Origin of the sequence: Acinetobacter lwoffii (genome assembly GCF_024129685.1) — a bacterium.
Classification (GTDB): Bacteria; Pseudomonadota; Gammaproteobacteria; order Pseudomonadales; family Moraxellaceae; genus Acinetobacter; species Acinetobacter lwoffii_X.
The window spans coordinates 1-13,995 of record NZ_JAMXXL010000015.1 but is presented as its reverse complement, the minus strand read 5'-3'; the positions used below and the strand labels follow the sequence as shown (position 1 = coordinate 13,995).

Annotated in this window: 11 protein-coding genes; 2 read left to right on the top strand and 9 right to left on the bottom strand. The window is 45.0% G+C overall.

What is annotated here, in order from left to right:
- Positions 1-85: 85 nt before the first annotated feature.
- Positions 86-2,848 (bottom strand): DNA polymerase I, encoded by a 2,763-nt coding sequence (gene polA / locus NI464_RS08740; protein ID WP_253138171.1) that lies wholly within the window; start codon positions 2,846-2,848, stop codon positions 86-88.
- A 161-nt stretch (positions 2,849-3,009) separates the two neighbouring features.
- On the opposite strand from polA, the gene NI464_RS08735 reads away from it, so the two are divergent.
- Positions 3,010-5,718: a DUF2339 domain-containing protein gene (locus NI464_RS08735; RefSeq protein ID WP_253138170.1), complete on the top strand. Its 2,709-nt coding sequence runs from the start codon at positions 3,010-3,012 to the stop codon at positions 5,716-5,718.
- A gap of 47 nt (positions 5,719-5,765) precedes the next feature.
- Here NI464_RS08735 and NI464_RS08730 read toward each other — a convergent pair whose 3' ends face one another.
- Together NI464_RS08730 and NI464_RS08725 are read right to left on the bottom strand one after the other, a co-directional pair.
- The gene (locus NI464_RS08730) at positions 5,766-6,689 is read right to left on the bottom strand and encodes a mechanosensitive ion channel family protein (RefSeq protein WP_005250806.1); all 924 of its coding nucleotides are present in this window, start codon (positions 6,687-6,689) and stop codon (positions 5,766-5,768) included.
- A gap of 9 nt (positions 6,690-6,698) precedes the next feature.
- On the bottom strand, positions 6,699-7,478 hold the full coding sequence (locus NI464_RS08725; RefSeq protein WP_086044916.1) for a hypothetical protein: 780 nt from the start codon (positions 7,476-7,478) through the stop codon (positions 6,699-6,701).
- Positions 7,479-7,622: 144 nt separating this feature from the next.
- Between NI464_RS08725 and gspE the strand changes: the two genes are divergently transcribed.
- Positions 7,623-9,110: a type II secretion system ATPase GspE gene (gspE, locus tag NI464_RS08720; RefSeq protein WP_005246044.1), complete on the top strand. Its 1,488-nt coding sequence runs from the start codon at positions 7,623-7,625 to the stop codon at positions 9,108-9,110.
- 50 nt (positions 9,111-9,160) lie between these two features.
- Here gspE and NI464_RS08715 read toward each other — a convergent pair whose 3' ends face one another.
- From NI464_RS08715 to NI464_RS08690, 6 genes are all read right to left on the bottom strand, one after another.
- Complete coding sequence (locus NI464_RS08715) at positions 9,161-9,553, bottom strand: DUF4951 domain-containing protein (protein WP_253138169.1); 393 nt, start codon at positions 9,551-9,553, stop codon at positions 9,161-9,163.
- 183 nt (positions 9,554-9,736) lie between these two features.
- Positions 9,737-10,162, bottom strand: a complete 426-nt coding sequence (locus tag NI464_RS08710) for an organic hydroperoxide resistance protein (RefSeq protein WP_005103335.1) — start codon at positions 10,160-10,162, stop codon at positions 9,737-9,739.
- A 102-nt stretch (positions 10,163-10,264) separates the two neighbouring features.
- Positions 10,265-11,092 (bottom strand): carbon-nitrogen hydrolase family protein, encoded by an 828-nt coding sequence (locus NI464_RS08705; protein ID WP_004647541.1) that lies wholly within the window; start codon positions 11,090-11,092, stop codon positions 10,265-10,267.
- 20 nt (positions 11,093-11,112) lie between these two features.
- Complete coding sequence (gene gigB, locus NI464_RS08700) at positions 11,113-11,631, bottom strand: anti-anti-sigma factor GigB (protein ID WP_004647542.1); 519 nt, start codon at positions 11,629-11,631, stop codon at positions 11,113-11,115.
- A gap of 112 nt (positions 11,632-11,743) precedes the next feature.
- Positions 11,744-12,712 carry an RsbU family protein phosphatase GigA gene (gene gigA, locus NI464_RS08695; RefSeq protein WP_004732911.1) on the bottom strand — a complete coding sequence of 323 codons (969 nt, stop codon included), beginning with the start codon at positions 12,710-12,712 and terminating at the stop codon, positions 11,744-11,746.
- Positions 12,713-12,815: 103 nt separating this feature from the next.
- Complete coding sequence (locus tag NI464_RS08690; protein WP_253138168.1) at positions 12,816-13,715, bottom strand: MlaA family lipoprotein; 900 nt, start codon at positions 13,713-13,715, stop codon at positions 12,816-12,818.
- Positions 13,716-13,995: the final 280 nt, after the last annotated feature.

The window sequence follows — 13,995 nt, the reverse complement described above, 5'->3', positions numbered from 1 at the left end:
ATGAGGATTATAAATTAAAATCCCCTCCATCCCCTTGCGGAATATATTCCTCACCTCCTATAAGGAAGACGGGGTTAAAGGCACATTAATGCGCTTCATCCCAGTTTTTGCCTTTACCCACTTCTACCACCAATGGTACAGAAATCTGCAATACCGATTGCATCACTTCAGCCAGTTTAGGTGCCAGTTCATCGGCAATGTCTTCATCGACTTCAAACACCAGTTCATCGTGAACTTGCAGCAGCATTTTGGCCTGATCTTTCGGCAACATCTTGTCGACTTCAATCATCGCCATTTTAATGATATCCGCAGCTGAACCTTGTAGCGGGGCATTAATCGCAGCACGTTCTGCCGCTTTACGCACCATCATATTACGGGCATCGATATCTGGAGTATATAAACGGCGTCCGAGCAGGGTTTCAACAAAACCCTGTTCTAATGCGACCTGACGGGTACGTTGCATATAGTCATAAATGCCCGGATAACGATGGAAATACTGCTTGATATAATCCTGTGATTCCTGACGGGTAAAGCCCAACTGACGGATCAAACCAAATTCGGACATACCGTAAAGTAGCCCGAAGTTGACGGCCTTGGCCTGACGACGCTGGTCATTGGTCACTTCTTCCAGAGGAATGCCTAGAACTTCAGCTGCAGTACGGCGATGTACATCCTGACCGTGAATGAATGCATCCAGCAGGGCTTCATCCTGAGATAAATGTGCCATCAGACGTAATTCAATTTGCGAGTAATCGGCTGCCAGCAAGACACGACCTTCCGGTGCCACAAACGCCTTGCGGATTTGACGGCCAATTTCGGCACGAATCGGAATGTTCTGCAGGTTTGGATCAGTCGATGATAAACGGCCAGTTGCAGTCAATGCCTGATGATAACTGGTATGCACACGGTGAGTATCAGGATTGGCCTGTTTGCATAAACCATCGGTATAGGTACTTTTGAGCTTGGACAAACCACGATATTCCAGAATCAGCTGGGCAATCGGATGTTCAATTTTTTCCAGTACACTTTCACTGGTACTGTATTGTCCGGTGGTGGTTTTTTTACCGCCTTTTAGGCCCAGCTTTTCAAATAACACTTCACCGACCTGTTTCGGTGAGCTGACATTAAAGCTTTCCCCTGCAATTTCCATAATGTGGTTTTCCAGATCTTGCATGGTATTGGCAAACTCACCCCCAAGCTGATCCAGAAAAGCCAGATCCAGTTCGATGCCGTTTTCTTCCATTTGTGTCAGTACACGTGCGACCGGAACTTCAATATTGTGCAGAATATTCACCAGTTCAGGATGTGCCTGTAATTTCCCGCTCAAGACTTCATAAAGACGATAAGTAACATGTGCATCTTCTGCAGCATAATGCGCTGCAGTTTCAAGTGGAATCTGGTTGAAGGTCTTCTGTTTGGCGCCTTTACCGGCCACCTGCTCATAAGTCGTAGTCAGATGGCTTAAATAGAGGCGGGCCACATCATCCATGCCATGACGGGTCGCGACAGAATTCAGGACATAGGAAGCCAGCATGGTGTCGAAATACCAGCCTGCCAGATGAATGCCATGATTTTCCAGTACATGTGCATCATATTTCAGATGATGACCAATTTTCTTTACAGACTCATCTTCCAGAATTGGTTTGATCTGCGCCAGAATTACTTCACGATTCAGCTGCTCTGGTGCGCCTTCATAATCATGTGCCAAGGGAACATAGTAGGCATCTTGCGCATCGAAGGCGACCGAGAAACCGACAATCTGTGCAATACGATAATCCAGACTGGTGGTTTCGGTATCAAAGGCAAAACGTTTTTCGGTACTTAAGCGTTCAAACAGTGTGTCCCAATCTTGTTGGTTTAATACCGTGTGATAGGTGGCTTGTCCTAACTGGTCATCACTGCTGGTCACAGACGCATGGTCTTCCAGAGGTTCTGGTGCTGTAACCGCTTTGGCGTTAATAGATTTTGCTGCTTGCTGGTAATTTGAATTATTCGGGTTGTTCGGGTGATCTAAGGACTGCAGCTGGTTACGGAATTCCAGCTCGGTGTACAAATGACGTAAGGTCTCGACATTCGGCTCACACAGTTTTAAATCGTCATAACCAAAGTTAAGATCCAGATCGATCACAATACTGGCCAGCTGATGGTCCAGTGCAATGCCATCGACATGTTCTTTAATATTTTGACCGACTTTGCCTTTGATCTTGTCTACATTTTCTAAAATGCCGCCAATCGAGCCATATTCGTTAAGCAGTTTTGCTGCAGTTTTGGCACCGACACCTGGCACGCCCATGATGCCATCTGATGCATCACCCATCAGGGTCAGATAGTCAATAATCTGATTCGGCCAGACGCCAAACTTTTCAAACACGCCGTCGACATCCAGCGGTTTTTCTTTAAAGCTGTCTTCCAGGGTAACTTTTTCGGTCACCAGTTGCGCCATATCTTTATCGCCTGTAGAGATCAGCACCTGATGTCCCATCGCCTCGGCACGTTTGGCCAGTGTCCCGATAATGTCATCGGCTTCGGCACCTGGCAAGGTATGCAGGGGAATGCCCAAAGCGCGGATCAAGGCATGTAGATAAGGAATCTGTTCGGATAATTCCGTTGGCATGCTGGGACGGTCACCTTTATAAATCGGTGACAGCTCATGCCGAAAGGTCGGTTCTGGGGTATCGAAAATTACCGCCATATGGGTCGGTTGGGTCCGGCGCATCAGTTTTTGAATAGCAGAAATCGCACCACGAATTGCATTGGTATGTAAACCGGTTGACGTGGTTAATGGTGGCAGTGCGTGAAAGGCACGAAATAAAAAGTAAGAGCCATCGACCAAGACAAATGGTGGCATGTAATCAATTCCTTATTCAAAATACAGCGCTATTGTACGTGATTTTTACCGCGCTCGCTGAGGCGAGTCTGAGTTTACAGCTTAGCGAATATCGGCCGAAGATGAAATAAGCAGCACAAGCTGTTGTATGATGGAACGATTCAGGAAAGAGAAATATAAGAATGGCTGCAGGACGGAATGAGTTACGCATGATCTGGCTGATTACCCTGCTGATTGCCGGGATCAGTGCCTGGTATCTGGGTTATCAGATTGTGACTTATCTGTGTGGTTTGGGTTTTATCTTTAGCGTGATGCAATATGTCACTGCGGTAGAAGCACCGCTGAATCAATTGGCCGGACAGCAGCAGATGTCCTTGGAGCAAAACTCTAAAGTTCCTTTATATATTTCTTCAATTACTGCCATTGTTGGTGGACTGGCTGAACTGGATTGGCTGATGGGGATCGGGATTACGGCCTGGGTATTCTTTTTGCTCAGGTGGCTGCAACGTCTGGAAGGGCGCTTGATACAGCTGCAACCACAATCTCTTTCTGCCGATCCCTTACAGCGATCACCGGATCGATCCGATTCTGTTCCATTGGTGAAAACCGAGTCTGCCCAAGAGGTAAACGATTCTCCTCATCTGGTAGATCAACTGCAGCGCTGGCTTTTTCAGGGGAATCCTGTCCTCAAGGTCGCAATCAGTATTTTGGTGATTGGGATTATTTTACTGCTGCGCTTTGCCACCGAGCACTGGCAACTCAGTCTGGCTGCAAAATTGGGCCTGGTTGCACTGGCAAGTGGCTGTGTAACAGGTCTGGGTTATCCCCTGATGCAAAAAAATCGGAGTTTTGCTCTGGCACTGGAAGGACTGGGTTTGGGGAGTCTGTTCCTGACCTTATTTTTTGCCTATTACAATCTGGTGATTCCCACGTTACCGTTGGCGACTTTGCTATTCCTCATCATTCTGGCCATCACTTTGTATTTAAGTCTGAAACAGGAAAGCATCGAACTGGCCTTGATGGCTTTACTGATTGCTTATCTGGCGCCGTTTACCTTGCCGACCCGCGATGCTTCTGCTGTTGAGTTGATCAGCTATTATCTGCTGATCAATATCGGGGTGGCGGTGTTGAGCAGTTTCCGGCCATGGAAGATTCTCAATCAAATTGCCTTTTTAGTGACTGCGGTCGTTGGCGGGATATATAGCCTGATTCATGGTTATACATATGAGCGTTATGCCATGACTGCGTTGATTCTGGCACATAGTGCACTGTTTATCTGGCTAGGTTTCCGCTTCAGTCAGTTGCTGGCACGACAGGATCTCTCACGTTTTCACTTAAAACCGGTACTGGACTTAGCGCTGATTTTTGCTGCCCCTATTACCGCTTATATTTTTCTGTATCTGATTCATTTTAATCAGCCCAATCAAAAACTCTGGCAAGCTGGATTAAGCCTGTTCTTTGCACTGGTCTTTGCCGCTTGCTGGACACTGCTGCGCCGTAAACAAACTATCCAGCTCATTTCGCAGAGCTATCTGAGCCTGATGCTGATTTTTCTCGCCTTGGTGCCACCGATCTTATTGACAGAACAATGGAGTGTGATTGGTTGGGCAGTTGAAGGTGTGCTGATTTATTTATGGGCCTTGGAAAAAAATGTCCGGGTAGCGCACTATCTGAGCATGGGTTTATTGCTGATGGCCGGATTCAGCAGCCTGTATTATCTGATCGAGATTAATCCAACACCGCGAATCATTTTCTGGATTTTGAGTCTGTGCTATGTGGCAGTCGTGGTCATTAGTCAGCTTAAAAAGCAGTACCAGCAGCAGATGGATAGTCTGAGTGTCAGTTTTTTAAGCAGCGTGAGTGTCGCGGCCAGTCTGATGCTATTTGCCTTGCTGGAAGATGAATTTCCGAGTCAGCATACCTATGTACTGAGTTTATTTATCATCACACTGGGTTATATGCTGTTGAATGAAATGATCCTGCGCAAAAATCAGGAATGGTCTTGGTTACTGCCGAAGTGGAGTGGCATCTCGCCCTTGCTGGTCATTGCGGTGATTCTGACTCTGGATCGCAGTCAGAATGCGGTGATTGTCTGGAATAGTGATCTGGAACGTGGGGTTTCTGCACTTTCAACGATATTATTGGCCATTCTGTGGCTTAGACCGCTGGCTGGCTTGCAGCTCTCCAAAGAATGGATGAGCTTTGGCGTTTTTAGCAGTCTGGCTCTGGCAAGTTTATGCCTGATCCCGAACATGCCTTATCTGAGCATGGTGATTTTACCTTTATTATTCTGCCTGTGGTGCTATCGGCAGGATGTGCAGTCAGGTTGGCAGCAGCTTTGGCAAACCAAGAGCTGTTTATTGCTGATGGCAACTTGGCTGGTTTGTTCACAGCTGTTTAGCCAGCAAGCCTTTCAATATTACTGGCTGCCGATTCTGAATCCTTTTGACCTGATCAGTATCGCCATGTTTGCCAGTTTTATCTGGATGCTGTTACAGCAAATCAAGGTGGGACGTGATAAAGGCATGATCGCAGTTTTAATGGTACTAAGTCTGTTATGGCTTTCCAGTTATATTGTTTTAAGAGCTTTACATGTGTACCTGCAGACGTCGTTTAATGAGCTGGCATTATGGAGCAATGCGACGGTTCAGCTTAGTCTGACCATACTTTGGGTATTACTCGCCTGGATTACCATGTGGACAGCAACGCTCAAAAAACTGAAACTGATGTGGATTTTAGGCGGCAGTATTCTGGTGATTGTGACCTTGAAGCTCGTACTATTTGACCTGTCACATATTGGCACCCTGACCCGGGTGATTTCATTCCTGCTGGCGGGCGGGGTGATGCTACTGATTGCTTATATTGCGCCGATGCCGGAGAGGGAGCTTTGAATCCTCTCCCTAACCCTCTCCTTTAAAAAGGAGAGGGAATCTAAGGGTTATTTCAGATCAGGCTCTCTTTTGAGGGCCTTTTCATTGGCATATTGATCGATTTCTTCATTTTCCAAAGGACGGGAAAGTGGATGATCGACAAAGCCCATTTTTGGCACCGGAATTTCAATCTGGTTATCGACAAAGCCGTTGCGAATCCGTTCCTGCATTTCATCACGAACTTTCAGGTAGTTTTCCTGTTGGCACCACACTGCAAACAGCAGTTCAATCGAAGATTCACGGAAAGCGGTAACGGTGACTGCAGGTTTCGGGTCGGCCAGTACTAGTGGATATTTATTGGCAACGTCCAGCAGAACTTCGCGTACCTTGATAATATTTTCATGGAAATTGATCGCCAACGTAATCGGAATCCGCCGTATCGGAAATTTCGACAAGTTCTGCACCGGTGCCCGAATTAGCTGTTCATTCGGTAAACGCACATAGATATTATCTTGGGTCAAAAGTTTAACCGAGAGCAGATCAATCGAAATCACTTCGCCTTCAATGGTATGCCCACGAATCAAGGTAATCTGGATGGTATCACCGACTTCAAAAGAACCTTCACCAATCAGGAACAGACCACTGATCAGGTTGGATGCTGAGGTTTGCGAAGCAAAACCCAGTGCGACCGTTAAAATCCCGGCAGCGCCAAGGAAGACACTGAGTTTAAAGCCGGCTTCTTTCAGGCTGGCCATCACAAACAGCAGGAAGATAAAATAGAAAATTCCGCGGCGCCAGACCAGTTTCTGATGGGCATTAAAACGGACACCAATGGTGCGAATAAAGGTATTGGAAATAAAGCGTGCGATCAGGAAACCAATAAAGCACAACACCACCGCCACCAGAACTTCGGTCAAACGATCGGTATTGATATTGGTAAATACTCCCTTCAGGCTATTGGTGACTTCGGTCGGAATATTTGAACTTGGCATCAGACGCCCTTAGAAAAATGAATCAAACATATTAAATAATGCACCTGCTGGATCACGCGGTGGATGCAAATAGGCCACTTCACCAGCATTTGGTGGCGTGCGGTTTTCCACCCGGATCCGCGGCGGACGATCCGAACTCTCATGCAAGACCCGGATTTGTGAGGTCCATAAGCGGCCGGTACTTTCACTGTAAAAAAGCGGCAGGGCAGGCACTGGCACATTCATTCGGTCAAAGCGCAATTGCTGGTTGCTGGTATTGTGAAATTCAATTGGTGTGACTGCACGAAAGGCTCGCGGATGTAACTGTTTCAGTTCGGTTCTGCCATCGACTGCGGTGGCATAGCAAATTTCCCCCGAACGGTGATTGGGTCCAAACCAAGTGTCTTTTGGCAAGATTACCGGCAAGTCAAAAATCGGTTCGCGCTGCCCCTCGACAAAACCGGCAATCCATAAGGGCGTGCTGATATAAAGCGTACCGCGCTGTCCGGCAGGAATATAAATCGGATCGACTGGTTTAATCACCACAGAACGGTCTGCAAGGCGTGGCATCAGTTGCAATTTGTTTTGCGTGGATTTGAACATATAGCGTTCAATTTTCACAGGTGGGGGAAAGGCAAAATTCGGATCATCAATCTGATGCCATTGCTGCTCATAATCGTATTGCACTGAAGGGCGGAAATATTCCAGTCGCCATTCCTGAATGCCCCGGGTCAGGCGAAACAGTAAGGAGCCAAACTGCCAGGCTTTAGACTGATTTATTTCAAAATTCTGTTCTCCCCACCAGCGCATTTTCGCTGTATTCGGGATTAATTCATCTTTATCTTGCGGCAATCTTGGCACCCTTTCTTGCTAAATCTTTGAAAACATACTTCACGCTGTCATATGCTTAGAGTACACTCAATTTAAATTTTTTCATCATTATTATAATCCGCGATGCAAGTACTTAAACAATTACAAATCCCATATAGCTTCGCCAAGCGCCATGGTGTGCTGTTGCGTTATGAGGGAGATCAGGCCTTTATTCTGCGCCGTGACAATACCTCGATGCTTGCATTGCAGGAAGCCCGCCGTCTGCTCGGTTATCCGGCTCATTTTCAACTCTGTAGCGAACAGGAATTTAACCAGTTACTTAGTTCCAGTTTTGCCGGAGATAGCGGCGAATCACAGCAGGTGGCTGCCGGTCTGGAAGATCATCCGGATTTACTCAGTCTGGCTGATTCGGTACCGGAAGCTGAAGACCTGATGGATCAGGAAGATGATGCGCCAATTGTACGTCTGATCAATGCGCTATTATCCGAAGCAATTCGTGTTGGGGCTTCCGATATTCATATTGAATCTTTTGAGAAAAAACTGTCGGTGCGTTTACGGGTCGATGGCCAGTTACGCGAAATTGTCCAGCCACGCCGTGAACTGGCCCCGCTTCTGGTTTCACGGATTAAAGTCATGGCCAAACTGGATATTGCCGAAAAACGTATTCCGCAAGATGGCCGTATTTCCTTGCGTCTGGCAGGGCGTGAAGTCGATGTGCGTGTATCAACCTTGCCATCTTCTTATGGTGAACGTGTGGTGATGCGTCTTCTGGACAAGCAGGCAGGCCGTTTGAACATGACCCATTTGGGCCTGATGAATAATGACTATGATCGACTCAAGACTCTAGTGCATCGCCCACATGGAATTATTTTGGTAACCGGCCCGACCGGTTCGGGTAAAACCACCACCTTATATGCGGCACTTTCTGACCTGAATGACGGTTCTAAAAACATTCTCACGGCTGAAGATCCGATTGAATATCAACTGGAAGGCATTGGACAAACGCAGGTCAATACCAAAGTCGATATGACTTTTGCCCGTGCGTTAAAAGCCATGTTGCGTCAGGACCCGGATGTGGTCATGGTTGGTGAGATTCGTGATCTGGAAACCGCAGAAATTGCGGTGCAGGCATCCCTGACAGGACATCTGGTGTTATCCACCTTACATACCAATACCGCGATTGGTGCGGTTACGCGCCTGAAAGATATGGGAATTGAACCATTTCTGCTGTCCAGTTCTTTAATCGGGGTAATTGCCCAACGTCTGGTGCGTACCTTGTGTCCACATTGCGCGACCTGGCATGAGGCAGATGCTTTCGAGAAGAATCTATTTGGCAATATTGAGCATCCCCAAGATTTAAGATTACCGCAACCTCAAGGCTGTGAACGTTGTGGCAATACTGGCTTTAGTGGCCGTACTGCAATTTATGAAATTGTCCCAGTCGATGATCATATGCGCCGTTTGATTCATGGCAATGCGGCTGAATATGAAATCGAAAGCTATGTACGTCAGCAGTCAGGTTCCATTCGTGATGATGGTCTGCGTAAAGTATTGGCCGGAAAAACCACGATTGAAGAAGTATTGCGAGTAACCAACGAAGCAGTAGAATAATTTTTTAATCTGCTCGCTTTATCATAATGATCGTCAGGACTTTTGGATATTTACCAGAGACTGACGATTTTTTTCATGAGTTGTGCACGAAAAGGTGCAGTCGGATTTCCCGGATTACGCAGAGTTTCATTTTCATAAAAGTTCTGCCAAGTCTGAATCATTTCTAAAGTCACATCTTGGCTTTTGAGTTTTTCTACATTTGTTTTTGTAATGTTGATTAAGCGTGCTTCTGCACCATCAGGACCTGTTCCCCAGCCGATAATTCCTTGACCAAATTCGGGTAAGTTCATGTTGTTTGGGGTAGGTGGAATGGGCAACCGTGCAATCTCTATATTGACCAGAGAATTTACCTGTGGGTGGATTTTTTCTGAGAGATAAAGATCTGCAAAAGAGGTTGTAGGAGTGAGGAGCAGGAGAGAATTCAGAAGAACTAGTTTTAACATCAATATAAATCGAATAAATGTAAATAAGAATCATTATATATAATTTCTTAAGTTTTTGCTGCAGTTTTCAAGTGGGGAAGAGAAGTAGCTTTTGACAAAAGATGAAGCGGGTAAATTTTGAAATTTATAATTGAAGTCTAGCTATCCTGAAACTTTTTTCAGGATAGCTGTTAAATAAAAAAATTAAGTAATTACGTTTAAGTTCACATCAATATTATTACGGGTCGCATTTGAGTATGGACAGACAATATGCGCAGCATCCACCAGTTTTTTTGCTTCTTCCTGATCCATGCCTTCAAGATGGATGTTTAATGTCACTTCGATCCCGAACCCGGTAGGAATCGGACCAATCCCAACATCACCTTCAATATAGGCATCTTTACTGATATTGAGCTTGTCACGATTGGCAACAAATTTCATTGCACCCAAGAAACAGGCGGAATATCCTGCGGCAAAGAGCTGTTCAGGATTGGTTCCACCGCCTGGTCCCCCCATTTCTTTAGGTACGGCCAATTGGACGTCCAGAATCTGATCGTTAGAAATGGCGCGGCCATCACGGCCCCCTGTGGCTTTGGCATGTGCGGTATAGACGGCTTTTTCTAATGACATGAGTTAAATCCCTGTTTATTTTTCGTAGAGCTTCTATGCTCGGTGATTTCACCTGAAGAATAAGCAGGGATTTTGTTATTTTATGCAAGCAAATGAAACGATTCAGGAAAGTTGCAGAAGTCTACGGTGTTGCATTAAAGGCATGGATTCACGCACTTTTTGCTGTTCATTTAAATCAAAGTCGACGGTAATAAGTTGAGCACCTTCTGCATGAATCATATTGAGAAGTTGTCCACGACTATTGGTGGCGGCTGCATGTCCCCAAGTCTGACGTTTTTCACCGTGCCAGCCTTGTTGAGCTGCGCCAAGCACCGAACATTGGCTATCTAGAGCACGTGTTTGCAGAAGAAGCTGCCAGTGCATTTCACCTGTGGTATAGGTAAAAGCAGAAGGTGCGGTCAAGAGGTTTGCACCTTTGGCTCGTAGATTTAACGCTAGTTCCGGAAAACGCAGGTCATAACAGACCATTAAACCAATATTACCAAAAGGGGTTTTGGCTACGACAACATCTGTGCCGGGCTCAAAGAACTTGGATTCCTGATAACCGCCTACAGCATCACCGACTTGCACATCAAACAAGTGAATTTTGTCATAACGCGCTTCGGTCCGTTCCGGACTGATACACAGGCTAACGGTACGCACGCGGCCATCTTCAATGATCGAACCATCCGGACGATAAGGGCAGGGTAATGTACCAGCGACGATCCAGGTGTCATATTGATGGGCAAGTTGTTCCAGACGCTGCTGAATCACTTCAAATTGTGCAGCAGTTTCACGCTGTTTTCCTGCGGCAAAACAGACAAAGTTTTCCGGGAAAACAATCAGTTCAGCTCCATTGGCCTTACTTTGTTGAATTAAAGATTCAATCTCCACGAAATTGGCATCAATTTCATTTTGAGAATTCATTTGTACAACAGAAAGTAAAGTCATAGGGTCCTCTTATAAGATGGTTATACCTTTTGCTCGGAAATTTTATCTAAATTGTCTTGCTCTTTCTGTAGCTGTTTGACTAAGGGTTCAAACATGTTCTGATTGCTTTGATTCAGTTTCATCAAGGTTTTATGCGCATCCAGAACCGTATTCAGCATATTTTGATGCGTGACATGTTCTTCCATCAGCGCACGTGTGCAGACATTTGGATCACCACAATAATTCAGAATCACAAACACTTGGCTCAATCCCATACTGTTGGCCAAAGTGGTAATGTCAGAATTGGTAGAAAGCATGACAGCCTGAATATTGTGTACTTGCTTGAGTTTGAGTCCTAGTTTCGCTAAAACACCCAGTACGGTACTGTCAATGAAACTGGTTTCGGTGAGATCAACGATAGCGCCAACTACGTTGTCTTGCTGTTCAATTTTGTTCAGTAATTTGTCTAGACTAATACAAGATTGGGCACGCACTTCGCCGATAAGCTTAAAAATATGCGTTCCATTCAGACTTGCATATTCAACATGACCTGTTGACATATAAATGCCATTTGCAGAGAAGGATATTAAATTATCCCATAGGGTGTATTGATACTCAAGTGGCTGAAAGTAGTAATCAAATTAAGTGCTTATAAAGCCTGTAAATATACTGCTAATTTACGCGGATAAAGCTTAAAAAGGCGATATCGTCAGCCACATGTTCCGGAGCCTGAAAAGATTGATTCTGCAAATGGTGTAATAATTGCGAGAATTGTTCATTTAAACCACCATCAAAAGGTTCCAGTGCGCCATCCGAACAGATAATAAAGCGCGCATTGCGACTTAATACCCATTCATTTTCCTCAACTTCAAGATCTTCGGTTAAGCCCAAAGGGAAACTGCTGGAAGAGAGGATTTTAGGTTCTTGATTGGGTTCAAATATAATTGGTGGTGGATAATGTCCGGCGCTGGACCATTTTAATACATGGGTTTCCAGATTAAGAATCCCGGCAATCATGGTGATGTGCTTTTCAATATTTTCCTGCATCAGCATACCGTTCAGCTTCTTGATCAGCTCGCGCGGCGTCTTGGAGCGACCATGGAAAGCTGCCATCCAGGACGTGAGCAAACTACTGGTGACGCCATGTCCGGATACATCGGCCAAATAGAAAATCACTTCTTTGTCGCTGATTTTCCAATAATCATACCAATCCCCTGAAAGATAGGCTGAAGGCTGAAAATAGGTTTCGACCTCGTAATTGGTCAGTTCAATCGGATTCGGTAACAATTTTTTTTGTAGTTCTGCAGCAGAAGGCAGGTCACGGCTATCCTGGTTACGCTTATATTGTGCATCAATTTTTTGTAATGCCAGATCTGGATTCTCGGGAAGCTTGTTCCAGATCCAGCCGGCTAAAGCACCTTGTTCCCAGGCCTGAGCCAAAGCAGTACCTTCATTTTCTAAGGCCAGTACAATCGTAGGCAGATTCCACTTATATTTCAGATAATCATGTACATCTGCAATCGCAATAATCGTAGAGTCATACAGTTCATGATCATCCAGATAGATCATCTGAACATGCGGAAGCGTATCAAGCACTTGATCTAAATAAGGAATATCACGAGTCGGTTGAATGAAATACATAAAAAAGTGATTCAATCCCAGGATTGTTTATAAGATGTACTATAACAAGCAAAGTATTGCTAGCGAACAGATTTTCACTAGCAATCATACATGAAGCTTAAACTTAAAGATCTTCGTTTGAAGATTCAATGCTGCTATCACTAGAGGGTGCATCATCAGAATTGTCATCTTCAAAATCATCTTCTAGGAAAAGCGTATCTTGTTCTGTACCTTTCTTTTCTGCAATTGCATAATTGGTACGTTGTAAATAAATATCGCGAATCTGCGCATAGCGATCGCCAGTCAGCACTCCTTCAACGTCCAGTATTTCTGAACGGGTATCGATGGCACGCCAAAACTGATCAGTCCAGTAAAGTCCATCTTCATCTTCGAGAATGTATTTTTGTGGACGAGCTTGACTATCTACAGCAGTACCGATTACGCCACGGACAGAACTTGGACCTAAAAATGGCAACATGATATAAGGGCCAGAAGGCACGCCATAATAACCTAAGGTAATTCCAAATTTTTCCTCTTCATGACTCAAGCCCAGGCGACGCGCTGGATCAGCCAGTCCTAAAGTTGTTAAGGTGTTAATGGTAAAACGACCTAGGGATTTAGCAGCGCGGGCAGGACGACCTTGAATCAGCTGATTCACCACATTCCAAGGTTCACCTAGGTTACTGCGGAACTGGGTATAGCTGCCACGAACATCTTGAGGAACTTTTTCCACATATTGTACGGCTATGGGACGTACCACGGTGCGGTCAATCGCATCATTAAACTGATAGATCTTTCTATTTAACGGCTGAAAAGGATCTTTAACTTCTTCAGCTTGTGCTGCACTGGCATCAACTTTCAGTTGCGTTTGTAATTGTTGCGCTTTGGTTGAGATCTTTGTTCTAAGTGGCGTTTTTGCAGGCTCGTTTTCCAGATTTTCCACATCGGTGGCCACCTCGGCGAAAACATGTGCGCTTGAGGCTAAAGAAAATAAACATATAGATAAGTAAATAGAACGATGCATAAGGTAACCCGAGGCCTTTTCTGTGTAAGTAGCACTACTTATTAGTATGAAAATAATAAACGTTATATTCACGAATAGACATCATTTAAGCAAATTTGTATAAAAAATGAATGAAAACACACGAAAAGCTTAAAAAATATACATACAAAATGATTTTCTTGAAAAAGGTGTTGCAAGGGCTCTGAAATGCTGTAGAATGCACATCCATCGGCGGTGATGAAGATTAAAACTTCTGATAAAACAGTGACTTAGTTAAGTTTGATTGAGTTGGGTTTTATTT

Excerpts from the sequence above, each read along its gene's own strand:
- polA (WP_253138171.1), bottom strand. The coding sequence starts at position 2,848 with ATGCCACCATTTGTCTTGGTCGATGGCTCTTACTTTTTATTTCGTGCC.
- NI464_RS08735 (WP_253138170.1), top strand. The coding sequence starts at position 3,010 with ATGGCTGCAGGACGGAATGAGTTACGCATGATCTGGCTGATTACCCTG.
- NI464_RS08730 (WP_005250806.1), bottom strand. The coding sequence starts at position 6,689 with ATGCCAAGTTCAAATATTCCGACCGAAGTCACCAATAGCCTGAAGGGA.
- NI464_RS08725 (WP_086044916.1), bottom strand. The coding sequence starts at position 7,478 with ATGCGCTGGTGGGGAGAACAGAATTTTGAAATAAATCAGTCTAAAGCC.
- gspE (WP_005246044.1), top strand. The coding sequence starts at position 7,623 with ATGCAAGTACTTAAACAATTACAAATCCCATATAGCTTCGCCAAGCGC.
- NI464_RS08715 (WP_253138169.1), bottom strand. The coding sequence starts at position 9,553 with ATGTTAAAACTAGTTCTTCTGAATTCTCTCCTGCTCCTCACTCCTACA.
- NI464_RS08710 (WP_005103335.1), bottom strand. The coding sequence starts at position 10,162 with ATGTCATTAGAAAAAGCCGTCTATACCGCACATGCCAAAGCCACAGGG.
- NI464_RS08705 (WP_004647541.1), bottom strand. The coding sequence starts at position 11,092 with ATGACTTTACTTTCTGTTGTACAAATGAATTCTCAAAATGAAATTGAT.
- gigB (WP_004647542.1), bottom strand. The coding sequence starts at position 11,631 with ATGTCAACAGGTCATGTTGAATATGCAAGTCTGAATGGAACGCATATT.
- gigA (WP_004732911.1), bottom strand. The coding sequence starts at position 12,712 with ATGTATTTCATTCAACCGACTCGTGATATTCCTTATTTAGATCAAGTG.
- NI464_RS08690 (WP_253138168.1), bottom strand. The coding sequence starts at position 13,715 with ATGCATCGTTCTATTTACTTATCTATATGTTTATTTTCTTTAGCCTCA.